At 70.4% G+C, this 24,803-nt stretch carries 22 protein-coding genes and 1 pseudogene; 13 read left to right on the forward strand and 10 right to left on the reverse strand.

All coding sequences use genetic code 11. The annotated features are described in order from the left end of the window. Positions 1-35: 35 nt before the first annotated feature. Positions 36-2,147 (reverse strand): ricin-type beta-trefoil lectin domain protein, encoded by a 2,112-nt coding sequence (locus ACFYPS_RS18595; RefSeq protein ID WP_387325728.1) that lies wholly within the window; start codon positions 2,145-2,147, stop codon positions 36-38. Between the two features lie 248 nt (positions 2,148-2,395). Between ACFYPS_RS18595 and ACFYPS_RS18600 the strand changes: the two genes are divergently transcribed. From ACFYPS_RS18600 to ACFYPS_RS18610, 3 genes and pseudogenes are all read left to right on the forward strand, one after another. Then, positions 2,396-2,977, forward strand: a complete 582-nt coding sequence (locus ACFYPS_RS18600) for a hypothetical protein (protein ID WP_354964179.1) — start codon at positions 2,396-2,398, stop codon at positions 2,975-2,977. Between the two features lie 149 nt (positions 2,978-3,126). Continuing rightward, the gene (locus ACFYPS_RS18605; protein ID WP_354964178.1) at positions 3,127-4,218 is read left to right on the forward strand and encodes a hypothetical protein; all 1,092 of its coding nucleotides are present in this window, start codon (positions 3,127-3,129) and stop codon (positions 4,216-4,218) included. A 27-nt stretch (positions 4,219-4,245) separates the two neighbouring features. Further along, positions 4,246-4,521 (forward strand): annotated as a pseudogene (locus tag ACFYPS_RS18610) (XRE family transcriptional regulator); the annotation flags it as partial. 3 nt (positions 4,522-4,524) lie between these two features. Here ACFYPS_RS18610 and ACFYPS_RS18615 read toward each other — a convergent pair. Both ACFYPS_RS18615 and ACFYPS_RS18620 read right to left on the reverse strand, forming a co-directional pair. Continuing rightward, positions 4,525-5,091: an NUDIX hydrolase gene (locus ACFYPS_RS18615; protein ID WP_354964177.1), complete on the reverse strand. Its 567-nt coding sequence runs from the start codon at positions 5,089-5,091 to the stop codon at positions 4,525-4,527. A gap of 112 nt (positions 5,092-5,203) precedes the next feature. Then, the gene (locus tag ACFYPS_RS18620) at positions 5,204-6,595 is read right to left on the reverse strand and encodes a cation:dicarboxylate symporter family transporter (protein WP_354964176.1); all 1,392 of its coding nucleotides are present in this window, start codon (positions 6,593-6,595) and stop codon (positions 5,204-5,206) included. 100 nt (positions 6,596-6,695) lie between these two features. Between ACFYPS_RS18620 and ACFYPS_RS18625 the strand changes: the two genes are divergently transcribed. Beyond that, a complete protein-coding gene (locus ACFYPS_RS18625; RefSeq protein ID WP_354964175.1) occupies positions 6,696-8,282 on the forward strand; it encodes a sensor histidine kinase in 1,587 nt (528 codons plus the stop codon). Next, positions 8,279-8,974, forward strand: a complete 696-nt coding sequence (locus ACFYPS_RS18630; protein ID WP_354964174.1) for a response regulator — start codon at positions 8,279-8,281, stop codon at positions 8,972-8,974. Before ACFYPS_RS18625 ends, ACFYPS_RS18630 begins: the two co-directional genes overlap by 4 nt. Positions 8,975-9,142: 168 nt before the next feature. On the opposite strand, the gene ACFYPS_RS18635 is transcribed toward ACFYPS_RS18630, so the two are convergent. Together ACFYPS_RS18635 and ACFYPS_RS18640 are read right to left on the reverse strand one after the other, a co-directional pair. Next, entirely contained in the window at positions 9,143-9,457 is a 315-nt protein-coding gene (locus tag ACFYPS_RS18635) for a helix-turn-helix transcriptional regulator (protein ID WP_354964173.1), read from the reverse strand. Next, positions 9,457-9,849, reverse strand: coding sequence for a type II toxin-antitoxin system RelE/ParE family toxin (locus ACFYPS_RS18640; RefSeq protein WP_354964172.1), 393 nt, complete (start codon positions 9,847-9,849; stop codon positions 9,457-9,459). Before ACFYPS_RS18640 ends, ACFYPS_RS18635 begins: the two co-directional genes overlap by 1 nt. 267 nt (positions 9,850-10,116) lie before the next feature. On the opposite strand from ACFYPS_RS18640, the gene abc-f reads away from it, so the two are divergent. Further along, entirely contained in the window at positions 10,117-11,754 is a 1,638-nt protein-coding gene (gene abc-f / locus ACFYPS_RS18645; protein WP_354964171.1) for a ribosomal protection-like ABC-F family protein, read from the forward strand. Positions 11,755-11,778: 24 nt separating this feature from the next. Here the strand turns inward: abc-f and dnaE are convergent, their stop codons facing one another. Next, positions 11,779-15,309, reverse strand: a complete 3,531-nt coding sequence (gene dnaE, locus ACFYPS_RS18650) for a DNA polymerase III subunit alpha (RefSeq protein ID WP_354964170.1) — start codon at positions 15,307-15,309, stop codon at positions 11,779-11,781. A gap of 132 nt (positions 15,310-15,441) precedes the next feature. On the opposite strand from dnaE, the gene ACFYPS_RS18655 reads away from it, so the two are divergent. Beyond that, complete coding sequence (locus ACFYPS_RS18655) at positions 15,442-16,062, forward strand: L-threonylcarbamoyladenylate synthase (protein WP_354964169.1); 621 nt, start codon at positions 15,442-15,444, stop codon at positions 16,060-16,062. Positions 16,063-16,164: 102 nt separating this feature from the next. On the opposite strand, the gene ACFYPS_RS18660 is transcribed toward ACFYPS_RS18655, so the two are convergent. Further along, the gene (locus tag ACFYPS_RS18660; RefSeq protein ID WP_354964168.1) at positions 16,165-17,064 is read right to left on the reverse strand and encodes a low temperature requirement protein A; all 900 of its coding nucleotides are present in this window, start codon (positions 17,062-17,064) and stop codon (positions 16,165-16,167) included. Then, a complete protein-coding gene (locus tag ACFYPS_RS18665) occupies positions 17,058-17,339 on the reverse strand; it encodes a low temperature requirement protein A (RefSeq protein WP_354964167.1) in 282 nt (93 codons plus the stop codon). Before ACFYPS_RS18665 ends, ACFYPS_RS18660 begins: the two co-directional genes overlap by 7 nt. A gap of 234 nt (positions 17,340-17,573) precedes the next feature. Between ACFYPS_RS18665 and ACFYPS_RS18670 the strand changes: the two genes are divergently transcribed. The 6 genes from ACFYPS_RS18670 to ACFYPS_RS18695 all read left to right on the forward strand — a co-directional run bounded on the left by ACFYPS_RS18670 (position 17,574) and on the right by ACFYPS_RS18695 (position 23,094). After that, positions 17,574-17,915, forward strand: a complete 342-nt coding sequence (locus tag ACFYPS_RS18670; protein ID WP_121676282.1) for a PadR family transcriptional regulator — start codon at positions 17,574-17,576, stop codon at positions 17,913-17,915. Beyond that, positions 17,912-18,859 carry a permease prefix domain 1-containing protein gene (locus ACFYPS_RS18675; protein WP_354964166.1) on the forward strand — a complete coding sequence of 316 codons (948 nt, stop codon included), beginning with the start codon at positions 17,912-17,914 and terminating at the stop codon, positions 18,857-18,859. The genes ACFYPS_RS18670 and ACFYPS_RS18675 overlap by 4 nt, the downstream gene beginning before the upstream one ends. 148 nt (positions 18,860-19,007) lie before the next feature. Beyond that, a complete protein-coding gene (locus ACFYPS_RS18680; RefSeq protein WP_354964165.1) occupies positions 19,008-20,345 on the forward strand; it encodes a sensor histidine kinase in 1,338 nt (445 codons plus the stop codon). Further along, positions 20,342-21,061, forward strand: a complete 720-nt coding sequence (locus ACFYPS_RS18685; protein WP_354964164.1) for a response regulator transcription factor — start codon at positions 20,342-20,344, stop codon at positions 21,059-21,061. The genes ACFYPS_RS18680 and ACFYPS_RS18685 overlap by 4 nt, the downstream gene beginning before the upstream one ends. An 81-nt stretch (positions 21,062-21,142) precedes the next feature. After that, complete coding sequence (locus ACFYPS_RS18690; protein ID WP_354964163.1) at positions 21,143-22,036, forward strand: ATP-binding cassette domain-containing protein; 894 nt, start codon at positions 21,143-21,145, stop codon at positions 22,034-22,036. Then, positions 22,033-23,094 (forward strand): ABC transporter permease, encoded by a 1,062-nt coding sequence (locus tag ACFYPS_RS18695; RefSeq protein ID WP_387325744.1) that lies wholly within the window; start codon positions 22,033-22,035, stop codon positions 23,092-23,094. Before ACFYPS_RS18690 ends, ACFYPS_RS18695 begins: the two co-directional genes overlap by 4 nt. Before the next feature lie 129 nt (positions 23,095-23,223). On the opposite strand, the gene ACFYPS_RS18700 is transcribed toward ACFYPS_RS18695, so the two are convergent. Both ACFYPS_RS18700 and pdxT read right to left on the reverse strand, forming a co-directional pair. Further along, on the reverse strand, positions 23,224-23,976 hold the full coding sequence (locus tag ACFYPS_RS18700; RefSeq protein ID WP_354964161.1) for a YebC/PmpR family DNA-binding transcriptional regulator: 753 nt from the start codon (positions 23,974-23,976) through the stop codon (positions 23,224-23,226). A 203-nt stretch (positions 23,977-24,179) separates the two neighbouring features. Next, the gene (gene pdxT / locus ACFYPS_RS18705) at positions 24,180-24,785 is read right to left on the reverse strand and encodes a pyridoxal 5'-phosphate synthase glutaminase subunit PdxT (RefSeq protein WP_387325747.1); all 606 of its coding nucleotides are present in this window, start codon (positions 24,783-24,785) and stop codon (positions 24,180-24,182) included. Positions 24,786-24,803 lie beyond the last annotated feature (18 nt).

Raw genomic sequence — 24,803 nt, forward strand, 5'->3', positions numbered from 1 at the left:
CGGCGGGTTTCGCGCCGAATAGCCCGCGTCAGCGCTCAGCTGGCCCGCCACTTCTGGTTCGCCTGCCCGTTGCACTGCCAGAGCTGCAGGCGGGCGCCGTTGTCGGGGTTCTGGTCGAGCACGTCGACGCATCTGTCCGCCCTGGTGTTCACCAGGTCGTGGGCCTTGTTCAGGGTGAACTTCTGGGACCCCGCGCCGGTGCAGTCGGCCAGCTGGACAGCGGCCCCGTTCTCGGTGGAGTGGCCGGCGACGTCCAGGCACTTGCCCATCGAGCGGACCGTGCCGTCCGCCGGGAAGGTCCACAGCTGCTTGGCGGTCCGGCGGCAGTCCCAGATCTGGAGTCGAGCACCGGCGGTGGCGTTGCCGTCCGGGATGTCGATGCAGCGGTCACTGGCGAAGCCGACGATCTGCTTCCCGGTGGGCGTGTTGGTCGGCGTCGGCGACGGGGGCGCTGGCGGTGCCGACGGCTGCTGCGCCGGATTCCCCGGGCCGGTCGTCGCGCCGCTGCCCGGCCGCGGCGACGACTGCCCTGCGTCCCCGGACGGCGGTGGGCCGGCCGATCTCGACGGCGAGCCGCCCGTGACGGGCAGGCCCTGGAAACCATCCGTGATCAGCGCGAAGACACCCGCGCTGGCCGACCACTCGGCCGCCGAGGTGGTCCAGCCGATCGTGTACGCGTGGCCGTTGTGACCGACGAAGGCGCGGCTCACCGCGCGCATCGGCGTACCGTCCTCGGCGGTGTACGTCCACTCCCATTGCGCCGCCCGTGCCTGGTAGCGCAGCGCGGCGAGCCGGACCTGCCGGTACTTGGCGTACCGCTTGCGTTCCGCCTTCTCCCGCGCCCGTAGCTCGGCGGCCAGGTCCGCCGGGACGCGGCGGAGTTCGTCGACGACGAGCACGCGGCTGCCGTCCGGCTCGCGGAATTCGGCCCGCTCACCGTTTCGCCGCGGCTGCCAGCCGTCCGGCACCGGTACGAGGAAGCGCGGATCGTCGCGGTGGTAGTGCCAGCCGGCGGGCGGCGGTGGCAGCACCCTGGACACCGGCGTCTCGGCGATGGGCGACGGGTTCGCGGTCGGCATCGCCACCTGGCGGTCGCCCGCTCCGCCGGACATTCCGCGGTTCACCAACGCCGCACTCACCAACGACACGAGCAGCAGGGCAGCGGCGAGTGACCCGATCAGCCGACCCCGACGCCTGCGGACCGGCGTTGGAACAGGCGCGTCGGGGACGGCCGGTGACGCTGGCGGACCGGACCCGACGGTGACGAACTCGGGCACGATCTGCGGACGAGAATCGTCGCCGGTGTTGATCCGGGCGGCCGGCACATCCGGGTCGACGGCGCGGCGCAGTAGGCGATCCGCCTCCTCGGCGCTGATCCGCTGAGCCGGCTCCCGCCGCAGCAGTCCTTCGAGGAGCGGGTTCAGCAGCCCGGCTCGCTGCGGCGGTGGTGGCGCCTCGGTGGCGAGGGCGGCGAGCGTGGCGATCGGGGACGAGCGTTGATAGGGGGTACGTCCCTCCACCGCCGCGTAGAGGGTGGCGCCGAGTGACCAGAGGTTGGCGGCGGGGCCGACGTCGCCGTCGGTGGCCCGCTCCGGTGCGAGGTACGCGGGCGAGCCGAGCACCATGCCGGTCTGCGTCATGCGCGGGTCGCCGGGGAGGGTGGCCAGACCGAAGTCGGTCAGCACCACCCTGCCGTCGTCGGCGAGCAGCACATTGGCCGGCTTGACGTCGCGGTGCAGCACGCCGGCCTGGTGTGCCGCCCGCAGCGCGCCCAGCACACCCAGCCCGATCCGCGCGGCGCGGGCCACCGGCATCGGACCCTCTGATTCGAGCACCTCGTGCAGGGAACGGGACGGGACGAGCTCCATCACGATCCAGGGGTCGTCGCCGGAGTGCAGCACGTCGAAGACGCGTACCACGTTGACATGACCCAGGCGGGCGACGGCCCGAGCCTCGCGCATGGACCGTTCGCGCATCTCCCGACGCTCGTCGTCACGCAGACCGGGCGGTGCCACCAACTCCTTGATGGCCACGTCCCGCTGGAGCATCTCGTCACGGGCCTGCCACACACGGCCCATTCCGCCCTGTCCGAGCGGACGTACCAGCCGGTAGCGATTGGCAATCAACTGTCGAGGGGTGTCGGGCACGACAGGAAGGTGCCTGGCGATCATTACGTGCCCAATTCTTCCCGACAGGTGGAAAGCGACAGTTGGATATGTCACACGCGGCTTTCGGCGGCCTCCACTGGACCATTCCGACACAACTCCACTATGCACGCCCACTGTCGCCCAACGCGATGTTACCAATGCGTATATCGGCGATCTGATATGAATATCGAATGAACTCGAATCCCGTCGAGACCCGTACGGCACGGCCTCCGGCCGGACCGGGGCCCATGCAGGGCATCTGGACCAGGCCGAACCTGCTCTGGGGCCTCACGTTCCTGATGGTGACGCTGACTGCCTGCACGCCCCCGAGCGACTCCAGCCGCCCTGCCACACCGTCTGTCGATGGCGCGGCCACGGCAACGGCCGGAAGCAGTGGTGAGACGCCGTGCACGACATCGGCAGCGGCGATGCCCACGCCACCGGAGGGTTATCGGCTCGTGGGCGAGAATGCGGCGGTGCCGGGCCGCACGGTGCTGCCCGCGGAGGAATCGGGCGAGGCCGATCCAGCAGCTCGGCTATTTGCCAAATGGGGATTGGTCGTACGCGCCGGAACTGTCGTTGACCTTCAGGTGGCGCCCGGATGGGAAGACGACGCCCGGATCGGATGGGGCGCTTCGGGAACGCCCGCGGCGACCGCCCGGGTGCACGCCTGCGCGCCCACGGAGGGACAACCTCAGTGGATGGCCTTCGTCGGCGGCACGTGGGTTGCACGAGCCACCTGCCTACCGCTCATCGTCCGGTCGGACGGGCGGCAGGACCGAGTCAACCTCGGCATCGGCCGTCCCTGCGACGAAACCAACACGCCGTAGCCCCAGGCCGTCTGAAAGCAGCTGACCGATGACCACGACGCTCCGGAGCCGTGGTGGGCGGCGCATCCTGGCAGGATGTTCCGGTGCGCTTCACCCCTCACCTCGTAACGTCCTTCCGGATGCCGTCGAACGCCCCTCGCGTACCCGATATGGCCAGCACCGCCGACACTCCCGCCGTCCAGCGGTGGCCGCATCGCCGGCTCGTCGTGATCCGCCGGCACGACGAGCTGTTGGCATACGACCTCGACCGGCTCCTCAGCGGCGACGACACTCCCGCCGCGCGGTTCCCGGCGCCATGGCCGCGTGGGGCGGGCGGGGTCGATGCGGTGAGCCCTACCCTCGACCTGGCGGTCTTCAGCGGCCAGCACGCTCTGCACGCGGTCGACCAGACCGGCACGCTGCGCTGGAGTGTGCGGCACGCGTGCTGGGGCTCCCCCTGCTCGTCGCTCCACGAGTCCTACGAGGAGTACGCGGGCACCGACGAGCACCGCTATCCCGATCGGGGCTCGTGCGCGATCAGCGCGGACGGCTCGACGGCTTGGGCGCACGTACGCACCCCTCTGCCCGACGACGCGGAGGCGGAGTACGACGAGGAGTGGCTCGTGATCGACGCCACCGACGGTCGCATCCTGGGACGGGCCTCGACCGACACCGCAGCCGCCGGCTCCCACCACGTTCCCCACCCCGACCCCGGCCAGATGGGCATCAGCATCGGCGAAGGCCAGGACGGTGTCCCGCTGCGGTGGGGCCGGTGGGACGGCGTCCAACTCACCGTCACCTCGATCGGGGATGACGACCGTTCCCTCATCGACGTCAGCCCGTCCGGGAGACTGTTGCTCACGGTCGCCCACCATCAGGGAGACCTGGCGGTCCATCGGCTTCCCGACGGTGCGGTGCTGCACGAGGTTGCCGCCGACCAGCTTCAGGCCCACCCGCAACCACCGTCGGACACGGCGGAGGAGCCCTACTGGGACTACCAGTGCGGCTTCGTCGACGAGCGCACGGTGATCGCGAGCGCCGACGAGAACGATGAGGAGTACGGTCGCCCGCAGCATTGGCTCGTCGACGCGTCGCAGGGTGACGTGCTCGGTCGGGTCGAGTACTCGATGCCCATTTCAGAGAGCCCGATGGCGCTCGGCGACGGCACATGGCTCACCTGCGGCGAGGACCCGTTCCAGCTCCTGCTGTGGAGTCTTTCCCCGGTGGAACGTGTCTCGTCTACCGCAACCACTCAGCCGTGATGGAGTGACCGCTTCGGTGTGAACTCTCGGCGGGGCGGCCGGTCTCTTCGGATGGACGAGCAGTACGTCCGCGGCAAGGCCTTCAACCTCGCCCTTCTCGCCACGGCGCAGGCGCAGCCAGGGGAACCGGAGCGGGCTTGCCTCGTCGGGGCGGAAGCATTGACTCTGACCACACGGCTCCAATCGGCCAGGGCCGCCCGCTACGTACGCGACCTGCAAGCTGAACTCGTGCCCTACCGCCGACGACCCACCGTTCAACAATTCATCCGGCGGGTCGACGCGGTCCTCGGCACCCGGCGCTGACGCCTACAACTCCCCACGCGCCTGTCGGGCAACCAACTCCAGTACTGCGATCACCGTCCCGGCCCCGACGATCTCGCCTTGTGCCACGAGCTCCCGCGCCTCGGCCAGCGGGATCCAGGCGACCCGCTCGGCCTCGTTCACGTCGACCGGACCATCCGTGTGCTCCGCCGCCCGGGAGAGGAAGAGGAGGTTCTCGGCGTCCGCGGTGCCCACCCATGGTTGGAACGACAGGAGCGGCTCGACCTGGTGCGGACGCCACCCGGTCTCCTCCTCCACCTCGCGTACGGCGCACACATCGGGCTGCTCGTCACTATCGACGTAGCCGCCGGGCAACTCCCACACCCATCGGTCGAACACGAACCGGTGCCGCCGCATGAGCAGCAGGCGCTCGCGATCGTCGAGGACCGCGACCATGGCCGACCGGGGTGCTCGAATCACGTACTGCTCGAACCGTCCGCCGTCAGGCAACTCCACGTCGGCGATGCTCAGCCGCGCTCGCCGGGTATCGTCGACGCTTCGCTCACCGTGAATGGTCCACCGGGTCAGCTCCGTCGGCTGCTCGTCCGTCATCGGCTCAGTATCGACTCACTCCGCCCGCCTCGATCGGTGCCCACATCTGTTGTGAACCCGGGGTCCCGCTGCCGTTGAGCAGGCGGGACCCCGGGGTGTCTCTTCAACGAGGTCAGACCGACGCCCCGACTGGCGCGGCCGGCTCGTCGGCGGGCCGCCGCGACGCCGACTCGTCCTCGTTGTCGTGCTCGTCGAGCATTGTCGCCTCGTCGAACGGGTCGTCGCCGCGCAGCACCTCAACCGCCCGATCCCGATCAAATTCCCCGGTCCACGTCCCCACCAGCACGGTCGCGACCGCGTTGCCGGCGAAGTTCGTCAACGCCCGTGCCTCCGACATGAACCGGTCGATGCCCACGATCAAACCGACCCCGTCCACCAGGTCGGGCCGGTGCGACTGAAGCCCACCGGCCAGCGTCGCCAGCCCGGCGCCGGTGACCCCCGCCGCTCCCTTGGAAGCGATGATCATGAACAGCAGCAGCGAGATCTGCTCACCGATCGACAGCGGCTTGCCCATGGCGTCGGCGATGAACAGTGACGCCATGGTCAGGTAGATCGCCGTGCCGTCCAGGTTGAACGAGTACCCGGTCGGCACCGTGATGCCCACGACCGGCTTGCTCACCCCGAAGTGCTCCATCTTGGCGATCAGCCGCGGCAGCGCCGACTCCGACGACGAGGTCGACAGGATCAGCAGGAACTCCCGGCCGAGGTACCGCAGCAGCGAGAAGATCGAGATCCGGGCCACGAACCACAGCAGCGCGCCGAGGACGACCAGCACGAAAATCAGGCAGGTCGCGTAGAAGCCGACCATGATCTGCGCGAGGCTCTTGAGCGCGTCCACGCCGGTCGCGCCGACCACGGCGGCCATGGCACCAAACGCGCCGATCGGCGCCAGCCACATGATCATGGCGAGCACCTTGAAGACCACCCGCTGGATGACGCCAATGGCGCTCAGCACCGGCTCACCGCGCCGGCCCATCGCCTGTACGGCGAAGCCGACGAGCAGAGCGACCAGCAGCGTCTGGAGCACCTCCCCTTCGGTGAGCGCGGAGAGCAGCGTGGTCGGGATGACCCCGAGCAGGAAGTCCGCCGTACCCCCGGCCTCGTCGCCCGCGGCGGCCTTGCCCGCGCCGGCGAGGTCCTGACCCAGGTCCAGGCCGGAGCCGGGGTGGATGAGGTTGCCGACCACCAGGCCGATGGCGAGCGCGACGGTCGACATGGTCAGGAAGTAGCCGAGGGCGAGTCCGCCGACCTTGCCGACCTTCGCGGCCTGCCGGACGGAGCCGACGCCCAGCACGATGGTGCAGAAGATGACCGGGCTGATCATCATCTTGATCAGGTTGACGAAGCCGGTGCCGATCGGCTTGAGTTCCTTGCCGAAATCAGGGGCGACCAGGCCGACCACGATGCCGGCCAGCACGGCGACGATGACGGCCAGGTAGAGGTAACGGGTACGGTCCCGACGGACCGGCGGCGCCGGTGTGGTGGTGGTTGCGGTGGAGTCCATGTCGACAATGTGAAGCGCGTCTCACCCGTTGACAGCCTTGCGGTCATTCTGTTCACCGCGGAAGCAGCAACGGCACCGGCGCAACGAGGAGGTGGTGGAGGTGGCCCAGCGCCAGTGGAGCATCGCGGGGCAGCTGTTCGCCCTCCAGGCGGTGGTGGTGACGCTGCTCGTGCTCGCCGGCGCGGCGGGCGCCGTCTGGTTGGCCCGAAGCGACGCCCAGCAGGCGGCACAGGAGGAGGTGCTCGCGGTGGCGCAGACCGTGGCCCGCTCCCCCGACGTCCGCGCGGCCCTCGCGACCGCCGACCCGGCCAGCACCCTCCAGCCGTACGCCGAGTCGACCCGACTGGCGACGGGCACCGACTTCGTGGTGGTGATGGCCCCGGACCGCACCCGCTTCTCGCACCCGACCCGGGAGCTGATCGGCCAGCCGTTCGTCGGGGAGATCGCGCCGGCGCTGGCCGGCCAACCGTTCACCGTCACCAACGTCGGCACGCTCGGCGAGTCGGTGCGCGCGGTGGTTCCGGTGTACGACGACCAGCGCCGGATCGTCGGCCTGGTCTCGGTGGGCATCACCACCTCGGCGATCAACCGCAAGCTCCTCGGACAGTTGCCGGTGCTGCTGGGCGTCGCCGCGCCGGCGCTCGCCCTCGCCGCGACCGGCTCCTGGCTGCTCAGCCGCCGACTGCGCCGCCAGACGCACGGCCTGGGGCCGGCCCAGATGACCCGGATGTACGAGTACTACGACGCGGTCCTGCACTCGGTGCGCGAGGGTCTCGTCGTGCTGACCACCGACCGCCGGGTGGCACTCGTCAACGACGAGGGCCGCCGGCTGCTGGGGCTCGACGCGGACGCGGCGGTGATCGACCAGCCGGTGGCCGGGATCGACCTGCCGCCGGCGGTGGCCGAGCTGCTCGGCTCCGGGCGGGACGCCCTCGACGAGCCGGTCCTGGCCGGTGACCGGGTGCTGGTGGCCAACCAGCGGATCACCCGGTTCGAGGGCGCCGTGCTCGGCACGGTGCTGACCCTGCGCGACCAGACCGAGCTGCGGACCCTGGCCAGCGAACTGGACTCGGTACGTGCGCTCACCGAGGCGTTGCAGGCGCAGACCCACGAGTCGGCCAACCGGCTGCACACCGTGCTGACCCTCGTGGAGCTGGGCCGCCCCGACGAGGCGGTGCGGCTCGGCACCCGGGACCTGGCCCTCGCTCAGCAGCTGACCGACCGGGTGGTCGGCGCGGTGACCGAGCCGGCGCTGGCCGCGCTGCTGCTCGGCAAGTCGGCGCAGGCCAGCGAGCGCGGGGTGGACCTGGTGATCGAACCGGACTGCCGGCTCGACGACAGCCCGCTGCCGACCAACGACCTGCTCACCGTGGTCGGCAACCTTCTCGACAACGCCCTCGAAGCGGTGGCCGGTACGCCGGCGCCCCGCCGGGTGCGGGTCTTCGTCGGCGCGGTCGACGACGAACTGGTGGTACGGGTCGCCGACAGCGGCCCCGGGCTGGCGCCAGATCGGGTGGCGGACGCGTTCCGGCGCGGCTGGTCCACCAAGAGCACCGGCCGTGGCCTCGGCCTGGCCCTGATCGGTCAGGTGATCCACCGGCACGGTGGTCGTTCCGAGGTGGGCCGCTCGGACGACGGCGGCAGCCTGTTCACCGTCCGGCTGCCGATCGTCGGGGTACGCCGATGACCGACATCCGGGTGCTCGTCGTCGAGGACGAGCCGCTGCTGGCGGCGGCCCACACGGCGTACACCGAACGGGTTCCCGGCTTCGTCGTGGTCGGGGTGGCGCACACCGCGCGGGCGGCCATGGCGGCGCTGCGCGCCAACGACGGCGGCGACGTGGACCTCGTACTCCTCGATTTCCGGCTGCCTGACCTGCACGGCCTGGACGTCTGCCGGGCGCTACGCGCGGCCGGCAGCAGCGTCGACATTCTCGCGGTGACCTCGGCGCGGGACCTGGCGGTGGTACGCACCGCGGTCTCCCTCGGCGTGACCCACTACCTGCTCAAGCCGTTCACCTTCGCCGCCTTCCGCGACAAGCTGGAGCGCTACGCCGACTACCGCGCCCAGGCGCTCGCCGACGGGGAGGTGGCCGCCCAGCACGAGGTGGACCAGATGTTCGCCACCCTGCGCGGCACGACCGGGCACAGCCTGCCCAAGGGGTTGGACGCGCAGACCCTCAAGCGGGTACGCGCCGCCCTCACCGACCCGACGCGCGCGGAGGTGGGGCTGTCCGCGACCGAGGTGAGCGCGCTGACCGGCATCTCCCGGGTGACCGCCCGCCGCTACCTGGAGTACCTGGTCACCGTCGACCGGGCCGCGCGCCACCCCCGCTACGGCACCCCCGGCCGCCCCGAGGTCGAGTACCGGCCAAGGTGAGCCCCGGCCGACAAACCAATTGCGCCACCGTGACAACCGGCCGCGACGTGCGGCGTGCTGTCTGGTCGACCGGCCACCGTTGGCGACGTTCCACGGCAAGGATTACGCCGACTTCGCCGATCACGACGGCCTTCGTCTCTTCGACGTTTCCTAGCAACCGGATCAGGGTCAGGCGATCTGACGCAGGTCGTCGCCGTAGTCGAAGATGATCCGCATCCGGGCCCCGAGCGCTCGCGCGTACCGACTCAGCGTCGCAACCTCGTTGGCCTCCAGGTCGCCGTTCTCGATCTGGCTGACTCGACCAGGCGTGACGCCCATCAGCTCGGCCACCTGCCGCTGGGTCAGACCCAGCCGCTTCCGCTCCTCAGCAAGATGGAATGCACTGATCCACGCTTCGGTGCGGGCACGCTCCGCATCGAGCGCTTCATCGTCCCCGTCGTGCAGCTCAGCTCGGATGTCGTCCCAGTCATGGAATTCGCTCATCAGCCCTCCCTCCGCTTCCTCTCAAAGGCAAGCCAGCCCTCGTACGCAATCTCAGCGACCGGAACCGCTTTCTCGTACCATCGATTCCAATCTCCTGCCTTGTTGCCAGCAACCAACAGCACTGCCTGGGACCAGGGATCGAAGACGAACAGCACCCGAACGGCGACGTCCCTTCCAGATCTCGGCCGGAGTTCCTTGAGGTTGCTGATGCTCGAACCTCTGAGGGTGTCGACCAGGGGCCGCCCCAGGCCCGGACCGGTCTCCGCAAGCATGTCGATCGCCACGTTGACCGACCGGTAGGTCGCGGGGTCCGTTTGGCGCAGGGATCGCAACCAGTCGCGGACGTCCGTTGTCGTCCTGATCGCCCAACGACGTGGCGGCTCATGAGACATAGGAAAACTATAGCTCAGCCTATACATGGCGTCCTCAGACGAGCAGGTCTGATCCGTTGTTAGAATCGGCGGAGTTGGGTGTCAACGAACGACCAGGGAGACCAGACATGGCGGGTGACGACGACATCTCCGGGTGAGACCGGATGTGTTCGGCCATCGGTTCGGCGCGCGTGTGCGCGGCTGCCGTGGCCATGTCGTCGTTCCACCGGTCCCCGTTTGTCGTCGGGCGGCTCTGGCGCGCCCACCCCACCCTTTGAGGTCACTCGCATGTCTGATGCGTTCATTGTCTGCTCGAATCTGTCCTTCTCCTGGCCGGACGACACCCCGGTCTTCTCGGAGTTGTCCTTCACCGTGCCGGGCGGTCGCACCGGCCTGGTCGCGCCCAACGGCGCCGGCAAGAGCACGCTGCTGCGGCTGATCGCCGGGGAGCTGCGGCCCAGCGACGGCAGCGTCACCGTCGACGGGGTGCTCGGTTACCTCCCGCAGACGCTGCCGCTGGCCGGCGACCTGACCGTGGCCCAGGTGCTCGGCGTCGCCGAGCGGATCGCGGCGCTGCACGCCATCGAGGCCGGCGACGCCAGCGAGAAACACTTCGCCACGATCGGCGACGACTGGGACATCGAGGAGCGCACCCGCGCCGAGCTGGACCGGCTCGGCCTCGGTGACCTGGAGCTCGACCGGCGGTTGCACACCCTCAGCGGCGGCCAGGTGGTCTCCCTCGGCCTGGCGGCGCAGCTGCTGCGACGCCCGGACGTGCTGCTGCTCGACGAGCCGACCAACAACCTGGACCTGGAGGCCCGGCACAAGCTCTACGACGTCCTCTCCGACTGGGCCGGCTGCCTGCTGCTGGTCAGCCACGACCGGGAACTGCTGGACCGGATGGACCGCATCGCTGAGCTGGACCGCGGTGAGATCCGCTGGTACGGGGGCAACTTCACCGCGTACACCGAGGCGGTGCAGGCCGCCCGGGAGGTGGCCGAGAGTAACCTGCGCAACGCCGAGCAGGAGGTCAAGCGGGAGAAGCGGGAGATGCAGCAGGCCCGGGAGCGGGCCGACCGGCGGGCCAGCAACGCCTCCAAGAACCTGAAGAACGCCGGCCTGGCCCGGATCGTGGCCGGCGGGCTCAAGCGCAGTGCGCAGGAGTCGGCGGGCAAGGCACAGGAGACGCACTCCGCGCGGCTCGGTCAGGCCAAGGCCCGACTCGACGAGGCTGGGCGGGCGGTACGCGAGGAGGACCGGATCACCGTCGACCTGCCGGACACCAGCGTCCCGGGCGGGCGCACGGTCTTCTCCGGTCAGGGGATGCGGGCCCGCTTCGACGACCGGGAGCTGTTCGGTGGCGACGGCGCCGATCTGGTGATCCGGGGGCCGGAGCGGATCGCGCTCACCGGTGCCAACGGCGTCGGCAAGTCGACCCTGCTACGCCTCGTCAACGGTGACCTCGAACCGGCCGGCGGCGAGATCAAATGGGCCGACGGGCGGATCGCGTACCTGTCGCAGCGGCTGGACCTGCTGGACCTCGACCGCACGGTGGCGGAGAACTTCGCCGCGTACGCGCCGAACCTGCCGGACGCCAAGCGGATGAACCTGCTCGCCCGGTTCCTGTTCCGGGGCGCCCGGGTGAACCTGCCCGTCGGGGTGCTCTCCGGCGGCGAGCGGCTGCGCGCCACCCTCGCCTGCGTGCTCTGCGCCGAACCGGCGCCGCAACTGCTGCTGCTCGACGAGCCGACCAACAACCTGGACCTGGTCAGCGTCGCCCAACTGGAGAGCGCGTTGAGCGCGTACCAGGGCGCGTTCGTGGTGGTCAGCCACGACGAGCGGTTCCTCGCCGAGATCGGCGTGCAGCGCTGGCTGCGGCTGGCCGACGGCCAGCTGCGGGAGATCGCAGCCCCCGACCGGGGCTGAGCCCGGCGGCGTCCCGGGGCCCGGTCAGCTCACGTTGGCCGGGCCCAGGACGCTCTTCAGGTCCCCCATCAGCGCGGTCGTCGCCGCCACCCGGAACGGACCCAGCCGCAGGGTGGTGGTGCGGCCGCCGTTGAGCAGCTTGACGTGCACCTCGGTGTCGCCGGGATGCAGCACCAGGGTCTCCTTGAGTCGCTCCACCAGCGGCGGCGTGCACCGGTGCACCGGGATGGTGAGGGTGACCGGCTTGTTGGTGGCGCTGGTGCTGACGTCCGGCATGGACATGTCCATCGCCATGATCCGTGGGGTGTCGTCGCGGCGGTCCACCCGCCCCTTGACCACCACGATCGCGTCCTCGGCGATGTACTGCCCGATCACCTCGTAGGTGTTGGGGAAGAACAGCGTCTCCACCCCACCGGCCAGGTCCTCCAGGGTGGCCGAGGCCCAGGCCCGGCCCTGCTTGGTGACCCGGCGCTGCACCCCGGAGAGGATGCCGGCGAGGGTGACCACCGCGCCGTCCGGCACCGCGCCGTCCTCGGCGAGGGAGGCGATGGTGGTGTCGGCCGCCGCGCCGAGGATGTGCTCCAGGCCGAACAGCGGATGGTCCGAGACGTACAGGCCGAGCATCTCGCGCTCGAAGGCCAGCTTGTCGCGCTTGTCCCACTCGCTGTCGCCGATGGTCGGCATCACCGTCGTGCTGCCGGTGTCGGCGTCACCGAAGCCCGCGCCGAAGAGGTCGTACTGGCCGACCGCCTCCTTGCGCTTGACGTCGGCGTACGCGTCGATGGCGTCCGCGTGCACCGCGAGCAGGCCCTTGCGCGGGTGCTCCATCGAGTCGAAGGCACCCGCCTTGATCAGCGATTCGATCGTCTTCTTGTTGCAGACCACCGCGTCCACCTTGGACAGGAAGTCGTAGAAGTCGGTGTAGTCGCCCTTCTCCTGCCGGCAGCGCATGATCGAGGCGACCACGTTCGCGCCGACGTTGCGCACCGCGGCCAGGCCGAAGCGGATGTCCGTGCCGACCGGGGTGAACGGCCCGGCCGACGTGTTCACGTCCGGTGGCAGCACCTGGATACGCATCCGGCGACACTCGGACAGATAGAGGGCCATCTTGTCCTTGTCGTCACCAACCGAGGTGAGCAGCCCCGCCATGTACTCGGCGGGGTAGTGCGCCTTGAGGTACGCGGTCCAGTAGGAGACCAGGCCGTACGCGGCGGAGTGCGCCTTGTTGAAGGCGTACCCGGCGAACGGCACCAGGACGTCCCAGACCGCCTGGATAGCCTCGTCGGAGTAGCCGCGCTCGCGGCAGCCGTCCCGGAACGGGATGAACTCCTTGTCGAGGATCTCCTTCTTCTTCTTGCCCATCGCCCGGCGCAGCAGGTCCGCCTGACCGAGGGTGTAGCCGGCGAGGATCTGCGCCGCGCGCTGCACCTGCTCCTGATAGACGATCAGGCCGTGGGTGGGTGCCAGGATCTCCCGCAGCGGCTCCTCCAGCTCCGGGTGGATCGGCGTGATCTCCTGGAGGCCGTTCTTGCGCAGCGCGTAGTTGGTGTGCGAGTCGACGCCCATCGGGCCGGGCCGGTACAGCGCCAGAACGGCGGAGATGTCCTCGAAGTTGTCCGGCTTCATCAACCGCAGCAGCGAGCGCATCGGGCCACCGTCGAGCTGGAACACGCCGAGGGTGTCACCGCGGCCCAGCAGCTCGTAGGCGGCCGGGTCGTCCAGCGGCAGGCCCAGCAGGTCGAGCTTCGTGCCGTGGTTGAGCTCGATGTTCTTGACCGCGTCGTCGATGATCGTCAGGTTGCGCAGGCCGAGGAAGTCCATCTTCAGCAGCCCGAGGGACTCGCACGTCGGGTAGTCGAACTGCGTGATGATCGCCCCGTCGGCGTCGCGGCGCATCAACGGGATGTGCTCGATGATCGGCTCGGCGGACATGATGACGCCGGCGGCGTGCACGCCGGTCTGCCGGATCAGCCCCTCGATGCCCTTGGCCGTGTCGATCACCTTGCGGACGTCCGGGTCCGAGTCGTACAGGCCGCGGATCTCGCCGGCCTCGGCGTAGCGGGGGTGCTTCGCGTCGAAGATGCCGGTGAGCGGGATGTCCTTGCCCATCACGGCCGGCGGCATCGCCTTGGTGATCCGGTCGCCGACCGCGTACGGGAAACCGAGCACCCGGGCTGAGTCCTTGATCGCGGCCTTCGCCTTGATCGTGCCGAAGGTCGCGATCTGGGCGACCTTGTCCTCACCCCACTTGTCGGTGACGTACTTGATCACCTCGCCGCGCCGACGCTCGTCGAAGTCGATGTCGACATCGGGCATCGAGACGCGCTCGGGGTTGAGGAACCGCTCGAAGATCAGGCCGTGCTGGATCGGGTCCAGGTCGGTGATGCCCAGCGCGTACGCGACGAGGGAGCCGGCGGCCGAACCTCGGCCCGGACCCACCGCGATGCCCTGGTTCTTCGCCCACTGGATGAAGTCGGCGACCACGAGGAAGTACGACGGGAAGCCCATCTGGTTGATGACGCCCAGCTCGTACTCGGCCTGGACGACGTGCCCCTCGGGGATGCCGTTCGGGTAGCGGCGGGCCAGCCCGGCGAAGGTCTCCTTGCGGAACCAGGTCTCCTCGGTCTCCCCCTCCGGGACCGGGAAGCGCGGCATCAGGTTGTGGAACTCGAACATCCCGGTCGGGTCGACCTTCTCGGCGACCAGCAGGGTGTTGCGGCAGCCCTGCTGCCACAGCTCGGAGGAGTCGACCGCGCGCATCTGGTCGGCGCTCTTGATGAAGTAGCCACCGCCCTCGAGGCGGAACCGGTTCGGGTCGTCGATGTTGCTGGCCGTCTGCACGCAGAGCAGCACGTCGTGCGCGGTGGCCTGCTCCTCGACCGTGTAGTGCGAGTCGTTGGTGACCACCGGCGGGATGTTCAACTTGCGGGCGATCTCGGTGAGCCCCTCACGGACCCGACTCTCGATGGAGAGGCCGTGGTCCATGATCTCGACGAAGTAGTTGTCCTTGCCGAAGATGTCCTGGTAGCTGGCGGCGACCTTGAGGGCCTCGTCGAACTGGCCCAGCCGCAGCCGGGTCTGCACCGCGCCGGACGGGCAGCCGGTGGTGGCCATGATCCCCTCGGCGTGCTCGGCGATCAACTCCATGTCCATCCGCGGCCACTTGATGTAGTGCCCCTCCATGGACGCGCGCGAGTTGAGGGTGAACAGGTTCTTCAGGCCCTGCGCGTTCTTCGCCCACATCGTCTTGTGGGTGATCGCGCCGTTGCCGGAGACGTCGTCGCTCTTCTGCTCCGGCCGACCCCACTTGACCCGCGCCTTGTGGTAGCGCGACTCGGGCGCCACGTACGCCTCGACGCCGAGGATCGGGGTGATCCCAGCGGCCATCGCCTGCTTGTAGAAGTCGTTCGCGCCGTGCATGTTGCCGTGGTCGGTGATCGCCACCGCCGACATGCCGAGCCGGTTGGCCTCGGCGAACAGGTCCTTGAGCCGGGCCGCCCCGTCGAGCATCGAGTACTCGGTGTGCACGTGCAGATGCGCGAACGAATCGGCCATGCGTGGCGCCCCCCGGCGATTTGGATCTTGGTGGTCGGAGCCGACCGGGACCTACCCTACCGAGGTGATCTCGGCGGCTCCACCGTCCGCGCCGAGGGTGGCCCTCGTCTCCCCCACGGCTAGTCTCGGAGGATGGCGAGGTACTACGACGTGCACCCGGAGAACCCGCAGCCCCGGATCATCGGCCAGATCGCCGACCTCATCCGCGGCGGCGGGCTGGTCGCCTACCCGACGGACTCCTGCTACGCGCTCGGCATCCAGCTGGGCAACCGGGACGGGCTGGACCGGATCCGCCAGATCCGCCATCTCGACGACCGGCACCACTTCACGCTGGTCTGCCGGGACTTCGCGCAGCTCGGCCAGTTCGTCCAGATCAGCAACTCGGTCTTTCGCCTGGTGAAGGCGTCAACCCCGGGCAGCTACACCTTCATCCTGCCGGCCACCCGTGAGGTGCCCCGCCGGATGCTGCATCCCCGCAAGCGCACCGTGGGTGTCCGCGTACCCCGGCACACGGTGACCCAGGCGCTGCTGGCCGAGCTGGGCGAGCCGCTGGTGTCGAGCACCCTGACCCTGCCCGGCGACGACGAGCCGATGACCCAGGGGTGGGAGATCAAGGAGCGGCTCGACCACCAGCTCGACGCGGTCCTCGACGCCGGCGACTGCGGCAAGGAGCCGACGACCGTGGTCGACCTGTCCGGGCCGGAGCCGGAGATCCTGCGCCGGGGCGCCGGGGACCCGTCCCGCTTCGAGTAGGGCGCCCGACTCGGATCGGGTGCCGGACCGTACGCGGGTGGACGGGCGCACATCATCAGGGTGGTGGTCCGCTAGCGCGCCGGTTCGCGGTCGAGGCCAGTGTCAGGATGCCACCGCCTCCGGGGCGGATCGGCGCCGCGCGCGGAACAGTTCGCCGGCCGCCACCCCCAGCAGCACCAGGGCTGCGGCGACGCCCAGCGCCAGCCCGGGCAGGTGCGCCGCCAACGGCGCCAGGGCGATCGCCGCGACGACACCGATGACGTGGGACAGCGGCACCCGCCCGTAGACCTCGTGTTCCAGCACCGCCCGACCGCAGAGGAAGAGCCCGGCGCCACCCAGGATGAGCGCGGTCATGGGGGCGCCGGGCCGCTCCCCCGGCTGCGCGATGATTCGTTCGATGCCGGCGGCCGTGCCCACCACGCCGGCTACCTTCAACCAGTGGGCGTACGGATTGGTCTGCACCAGCCGGGCTCGGCGCGGTGACGCCTCGATGGCGGCGCGGAGGGTCGCGCCCGCTCCCTGGTCGTAGCTCCACCAGAGCACCACTGCCGTCAGGAACGCGGTGCCGAAGGCGCCGATCCGACCCGGGGTGAAGGGCTCGTGGCTCAGACTGAGAACGCTGACCAGGACGAGTTCGCCCAGGGTGAGGATGTAGATCTGCTGGTACCGCTCGGCGAGGTGCTCCGGCGCCACCTGGTACCGCGGCAGGGGCGCCCGACCGGGGATGGGGAAGCGGAACCCGAACGCGATGTAGTCCACGGCCAGCGCGGCGAGCCACACGACGAGCCGCCACCCGGGGTCGTCCACGAGGCCGCCGACCACCCAGAGGGTCCCCGAGCCGAGGCTCCAGACCAGGGCGCGGAGGGATCGCTCCTGCTCCTGCCGACCGCGCAGCGACCGGATGAGCACCAGCCCCCGGCCCAGATTTATTGCGGCCCAGGTCCCACCGAAGATCAGTCCGTGGTCACGGAACGCCGTCGGCAGCGCGGCGGACATCAGCATGACGCAATGCCCAGGATCAGGTAGGGAATTGGCCGCTTCCGCGGACTGTACGTATCAGTGATCAACGTCGTGGTCACCCACACCGCCCACAGCGTCGACAGGGCGAGCAGCGCCTGGCCAATGCCGGTCCAGGTCCCCTCGGCGGCCATCTTCTGCGATGTCAGGGTCAGGCTGGCGATGAAGGCGAGGTCGAAGAACAGCTCCAGCAGGTCCGCACGCTGCGGCCCCTCGACCATGCGGGTCAGCGGCCGACGCGGGCCGCCCGTCACCGGCATCCGCTCGGACTCCTGCCGAGCCGGCGGCGGGCGGGCGGCGCCGCGACCACGGCCTGACAGCGCTTCTCCGCCACGATGACAGCTTCACACCCGAGGGACCGCCATCGGGCGCGTTCGCCCGCACCGCGACGGCGAGCGACCGCACCCGCACCCTCCGACCACTCGAAGGGGCACCGGCAAACACGATGTTATTGCTGTGGACAACAGTGTGTGCTACACAGTATGGTGTGACACATGGTTAGCGAGGACGTTCTACGGACGCACCTACAGGAGCTGCGTCGAGGCACCGTCGTGGTAGCCAGCCTGGTCGCGCTGCGCCGACCGGACTACGGCTACGCACTGCTGCAACGGCTCACCGACCACGGCTTCCCGGTCGACGCCAACACGCTCTACCCGCTGCTGCGCCGCCTGGAGGACCAGGGCCTGCTGACCAGCGAGTGGAACACCGAGGAGAGCCGGCCGCGCAAGTTCTACCGGACCAGCGACGAGGGCGAGTCGATGCTGGGCCGACTCCTTGACGACCTCGCCGCCGTACAGACCTCCATCACCGGACTGATCCAAGGAGTGGACCGATGAACACCCTGACCGACCGCTATCTCGCCGCCACTCTGCGCTCGGTTCCCACCCCGCGCCGAGGCGAGATCGCCAGCGAGCTGCGCGCCTCGATCGAGGACATGATCGAGGACCGGACCGGCGGCGGCCAGGAACCCACCACCGCCGAGCGGGAGGTGCTCACCGAGCTGGGCAACCCGGACCTCCTGGCCGCGCAGTACGCCGACCGCCGGTTGCAGCTCATCGGCCCGACGTACTACCTGGTCTGGCTGCGGCTGCTGAAGCTGCTGCTCAGCTTCATCCCGGCGCTCGTCGGCACGGTGGTGACAGTCGTCCAGGTCACGGAGGGCAAGGGCTTCGGGGCCATCGGGACCGGCATCGTCACCGCCCTCCAGGTCGGCGTGCAGATCGGCTTCTGGCTCACCCTGACCTTCGCCCTCATCGAACGCGCCCAACCCGGCACCGGCCTGCCCGACTGGACCGTCGACCAACTTCCCGACGTCCCCGTGCACAAGGACGTCTCCCTCGTCGACACCATCGCGTCGGTGGCCATGCTGGTGCTCACCATCGGCTACCTGCCGTTCCAGCACTACCAGTCCTGGGTGCACGGCAACGACGGCGACAACATTCCGATCCTCGACCCGGCCCTGTGGTCGTTCTGGCTGCCGGCCCTGATCGGGGTACTGGCCGCCACCGCGATCTTCGAGATCGTCAAGTACCGGATCGGGCGCTGGAACTGGGCCCTGTTCGGGACCAAGGCGCTGCTCAACCTGGCGTTCACGGTGCCGGTGCTGTGGTTGGCGCTCTCTGACCGGCTGCTCAACCCGGCCCTGGCCGAGCGCCTGAGCTGGCTGGCGGAGGCGGACAACCGGAACAGCCTGGGCGCTTTCATCGCGTTGGGCGTGGCCGTGGTCCTGGTCTGGGACCTCATCGACACCGCCATCAAGACCCGCCGCCAGACGGCATGAGCAGCAGCCGACCAGGCGGCCCGGTGCGGACCCCCGCGCCGGGCCGCCGCCCGTCCGCCGTACCACGTCACCGCCGTACCACGTCACCGCCGTACGTCCGGGCGAGCGGCCGTGGCGGCCGGCGTGGCCGGCGTGGCATCGTTCCGGGATGACCGTGGCACAGCGTGACGAATGGCGCCGCCCGGGCCCGACACCGGAGCAGCGCCGAATCGATCTCTGGCTCGGGCTGGGGGTGACCCTGCTGGCGCTGGTCAGCCTCACTCTGGCCCACAGCGCCGGGGCGTTCCTGCTGGGCCCGCCGCCGTCCTGGCCGGAGCAGCTGCTCTGGACCGTCGCGGTGACCCTGCCGCTGATCTGGCGACGACGGTGGCCGGCCGCCACCCTGCTGATCGTCGCGGTGGCGTTCATCGCCGCGCAGGCCCGATCGGCCCCGGAGACCCAGTTCTCCTCCTGGGCCCTGTTCTGCGCCCTCTACACCCTCGGCGCCTGGGGGCAGGACCATCAACTGGCCCGCCGGCTGCGGATCGGCGTGATCGCCACGATGTTCGCCTGGCTGGGGATCTACTACGCGGTGACCATCGACCACATCCCGCCCGATGCCTTCGCCGACGCGGCCGGTCCGGTGCCACCGGTACTCGCCGCGATGGTCACCGGCGTACTGGTCAATGTGCTGGTCTTCGGATTCGCGTACTTCTTCGGCGAGACCGCCTGGGTGGCCGCGCGGCGCGAGCATGAGCTGCGCGCCCAGGCCGAGGACCTGCGCCGGTCCCAGGCCGAGTCCCGGGAGCGGGCGGTGCTCGGCGAACGGGTCCGGATCGCCCGGGAACTGCACGACGTGGTCGCCCACCACGTGTCGGTGATGGGGGTGCAGGCGTCCGCCTGCCGCCGGGTGTTCGACCGCGACCCGGGCAAGGCCCGCACGGCGCTGGCCGCCATCGAGCAGAGCGCCCGCACCGCCGTGGACGAGCTGCGCCGGATGCTCGGCGTGCTGCGGACCTCTGCCGGCGCCGACGCCGAGCCGCCGGCGGCCGGCGGCGTCGAACGGATCGGCGAGCTGGTCGAGCGAGCCCGGGCCGCGGGACTGACGGCCACCCTCGGGGTGTACGGCGGCCCGGTCCCGCTGCCCGAATCGGTCTCCCAGGCGGCCTACCGGGTGACGCAGGAAGCGGTGACGAACACGCTGAAGCACGCCGGAGCGGACCTGCTGGACGTGCGGGTCCGGTACCTGGCCCGGGAGATGGAGGTCGACGTGACCGACGACGGACGGGCGGGCGGCATGGCCAACGCCCTGGGGCTGGGTCTGATCGGAATGCGCGAACGGGTCGCCGCGCACGACGGCGACCTGGAGGCTGGGCCGCGTGTCGGCGGTGGCTGGCGGGTACGCGCCCGCTTCCCGCTGGCGGCGTCGGCGGACCCGCCAGTCGGCATGCAGCGGGAGCCGAGCGACGGGCACCAGCTGGCGGCCGGCGCGGAGCGCTCGGCATGAGCACCGCACCAGCCCACGAGGCACCAGACGTCGGCCGGCCGGTCCGGGTGCTGCTCGCCGACGACCAGCACCTCGTCCGCACCGGCTTCCGGGTCATCCTCGAGGTGGAGGACGACATCGAGGTCGTGGGCGAGGCCGCGGACGGCGCACGCGCCGTCACCATGGCCCGGGCCACCGGTCCCGACGTGGTGCTGATGGACGTGGAGATGCCCGGAATGGACGGGCTGGAGGCCACCCGCCTGATCACCGGAGAGGGGCCCGCAGCGCCCGCGGTGCTGATCCTCACCACCTTCGACCGCGACGACTACCTGTTCGCCGCGCTGCGGGCCGGGGCCAGCGGCTTCCTGCTCAAGAACGGCACCCCGGAGGAGCTGGTCGAGGCGATCCGGGTGCTGGCCCGGGGCGACGGCCTGCTCGCCCCGGAGATCACCCGCCGGGTGATCTCCACCTTCGCCCGCCCCGGCGATCCGACCGGCGCCGCCCGCAACGGGCCGGACGCCGAAACCGCCCTGGCCGAGCTGACCCCGCGCGAACGGGAGGCGCTGGTGCTGCTCGCCGCCGGGGCGAGCAACGCGGAGATCGCGGCGGCCATGCACCTGGGCGAGGCGACGGTGAAGACCCACGTGAGCCGGGTGCTGGCCAAGCTCGGTCTGCGCGACCGGGTGCAGGCGGTCGTCTTCGCGTACGAGAACGGGGTGGTCCGCCCCGGCGGCTGAGCGGCATCCGTCGCACGGTGGACCCGCCTGCTCAGCCGCCGGGCGGACGGCGGACCGACGTACTCGATCTAGCGTGGGTGCGTGACCAGAACACTCCGCCTGAACGGCGTCGACCGCAGCTTCGGCGATCGGCAGGTGCTCAAGAGCGTGTCCTTCGAGGTGGCCGCCGGCCGGATGACCGGCTTCGTGGGCGCCAACGGCGCCGGCAAGACCACCACCATGCGGATCATCCTGGGCGTGCTCGCCCCAGACGCCGGCGAGGTGAGTTGGGGTGGTGCGCCGCTGACCCGGGAGGGCCGGCAGCGGTTCGGCTACATGCCCGAGGAACGCGGCCTCTACCCCAAGATGACCGTACGGGAGCAGGTGACCTACCTGGGCCGGTTGCACGGCCTCGACGCCACCGCCGCCCGACGCGCCACCGACACCCTGCTGGAGCGGGTCGGGCTGGGCGAGCGCGGCGACGACCTGCTGGAGACGCTGTCGCTGGGCAACCAGCAGCGCGCCCAGATCGCGGCCGCGCTGGTGCACGACCCGGAGGTGCTGGTGCTCGACGAGCCGTTCTCCGGCCTCGACCCGCTCGCCGTGGACACCGTCGTCGCTGTGCTGCGGGAACGCGCCGCCGCCGGGGTGCCGGTGCTCTTCTCCAGCCACCAGCTCGACGTCGTGGAGCGGCTCTGCGACGACCTGGTGATCATCGGCGACGGGGTGATCCGGGCCGCCGGCAGCCGGCAGCAGCTGCGCGACTCGTACACCGTGCCCCGCTTCGAGCTGGTGGTGGCCACCGACGCCGGCTGGGTCCGAGACCACCCCGGGGTGACCCTGGTCGAGCTGGACGGCGCGCGGGTGGTCTTCGACCTGCCCGCCGGCACCGACGAACAGGCCGTGCTCCAGGCGGCCCTCGCCCGTGGCCCGGTCCGCGCCTTCCGCCCGGTCAGCCCCTCGCTCACCGAGATCTTCCGAGAGGTCACCCAGTGAACGTCACCCAGGCCACCCGGCTGGTCGCCGAACGCGAGATCCGGGTCAAGCTCCGCGACCGTACCTTCCTGTTCGGCACGCTCTTCTTCCTGCTGATCGCCGCGGCGGGCACCATCCTGCCGCCGCTGCTCTCCGGCGGGCCGGAGAGCGTCGCCGTCACCCAGGAGGCCGCCGGCCCGCTGCGGGACGCCGGCCTCGAGGTCCGCGTGGTGGCCGACGACCGGGCCGCCGAACAGGCCGTTCGCGACGGCGATGTGGACGCCGCCGTGGTCTCCGGTCCGAAGGTGCTCGCCATGGACGAGGCCCCGAACGACGTGGTCCACGCGCTGAGCAGCGCGCCGCCGGTGCAGCTCCTCGACCCCGACGCGGTCGACCCGGTGGTGGCGTTCCTGGTGCCGTTCGTCTTCGCGTTCGTCTTCTTCCTCACCTCGCAGACGTTCGGCCTGCAGATCGCGCAGAGCGTCACCGAGGAGAAGCAGACCCGCATCGTGGAGATCCTGGTCGCGGCCGTGCCGGTGCGAGCGCTGCTGGCCGGCAAGGTGATCGCCGGCGGCATCCTGGCGCTCGGGCAGATCGTGTTGATCGCCATCGTGGCGGTCGCCGGCATGCAGATCGGCGACAGCGGCGACCTGCTCACCCTGCTCGCCCCGGCGATCGGCTGGTTCGTGCCGTTCTTCCTGCTCGGCTTCGTGCTGCTGGCCGCGATGTGGGCGGCGGCCGGCGCGCTGGTCAACCGGCAGGAGGACATCGCCGCCGCGTCGACGCCGGTGCAGCTCGCCGTCATGCTGCCGTTCTTCGCGGTGATCTTCCTCAACGACAACGCCACGGCCATGCGGCTGCTGTCCTACCTGCCGTTCTCGTCGCCCACGGCGATGCCCCTGCGGCTGTTCACCGGGGACGCCGCCGTCTGGGAGCCGTTCGTCTCGCTGGCCATCCTGCTGGCCACCGCCGTGGCGTTCGTGGTCGCCGGGGCGCGGATCTACGAGGGGTCACTGCTGCGGACCAACGGGCGAACCTCGTTGCGCGCCGCCTGGCGGGAGCGGGAAACCATCGGCTGACCGCCGACGACCCGGGCGGGTGCCGCTCGTCCTCAGTGGGCGGGCGGCACCCCGTCTTAGCCGGAAAGAGGCGATTCCCGCCGGACGACCAACCGGCCCGGCGGGAATCAGCGCCCCAGTCCTACCGCGTCAGGCGTCGACCGCGGCCATCACGTCGTCGCTGACGTCGAAGTTCGCGTAGACGTTCTGCACGTCGTCGCAGTCCTCCAGGACGTCGATCAGCTTGAAGATCTTGCGCGCGCCCTCCTCGTCCAGCGGGATGTTCATGCTGGGGATGAGGGAGGACTCGGCCGACTCGTACTCGATGCCGGCGTCCTGCAGCGCGGTGCGGACCGCGATCAGGTCGGTCGGCTCGGAGACCACCTCGTACGCCTCGCCGAGGTCGTTGACCTCTTCGGCGCCGGCGTCGAGGACGGCCATCATGACGTCGTCCTCGCTGGTGCCCTCCTGGGGGACGATCACCACGCCCTTGCGGGAGAACATGTACGACACCGAGCCGGCGTCGGCGAGCGAGCCGCCGTTGCGCGTCAGCGCGGTGCGCACCTCGGTCGCCGCCCGGTTGCGGTTGTCGGTGAGGCACTCGATCAGCATCGCCACGCCGTTCGGGCCGTACCCCTCGTACATGATCGTCTGCCAGTCGGCGCCGCCGGCCTCCAGGCCGGAGCCGCGCTTGACGGCGCGGTCGATGTTGTCGTTCGGCACCGAGCTCTTCTTGGCCTTCTGGATGGCGTCGTAGAGCGTCGGGTTACCGGAGGGGTCGCCGCCGCCGGTCCGCGCGGCCACCTCGATGTTCTTGATCAGCTTGGCGAACATCTTGCCGCGCTTGGCGTCGATGACGGCCTTCTTGTGCTTGGTCGTCGCCCACTTTGAGTGGCCGGACATCTTCTACCTCCGTTGCTACCCGCCGTCTGCATCGACCGCACCGCTGACGCCCCGCTCCCGCCGGCGCACGCGGAGGTGCCGGTCGGCTCTGGTGGAAGCCGTGACGGGCAGATGGCCCTGCCGAATCTCAGCAATCCTACCGACGTCCCCCGGGCCGCTGTCATCCACCGCGCGGCGGCTCCGCCCCGGAAAGGGCCACTCCGTCAGCTGGCGGTGCGCACCAGGTCCACGAAGTACGCGTGCACGCGCAGGTCACCGGTCAACTCGGGGTGGAACGAGGTGGCCAGCAGGTTGCCCTGCCGGACCGCCACGATCCGGTCGGCGGCCGGGCCACCGGTCACCTTCCCGATCACCTCGACCCCGTCACCGACCCACTCGACCCACGGTGCGCGGATGAACACCGCGTGGAACGGCTCACCTGGGACTCCGCTGATCTCCACGGGCGCCTCGAACGAGTCGACCTGCCGGCCGAACGCGTTGCGCCGCACCGTCATCTCGATGCCGGCGAAGCCCCGCTGGTCGGGGCGGCCGTCCAGCACCTCGGTGGCCAGCATGATCATGCCGGCGCAGGACCCGTAAACCGGCATGCCGCCGGCGATCCGCTTGTCGATCGGCTCGCGCATCTCGAAGATGTCGGCGAGCTTGCTGATCGTGGTGGACTCGCCCCCGGGGATGACCAGCCCGTCGACCGCGTCCAGCTCGGCCGGACGGCGCACCGGGCGGGCGTCCGCGCCCGCCGCGGCCAGGGCCGCGACGTGCTCGCGAACGTCCCCCTGGAGCGCGAGCACACCGATCGTTGGCCCGCTCATGCGCACCGATCGTTCCTC

Source organism: Micromonospora sp. NPDC005087 (genome assembly GCF_042872965.1).
Taxonomy (GTDB): Bacteria; Actinomycetota; Actinomycetes; order Mycobacteriales; family Micromonosporaceae; genus Micromonospora.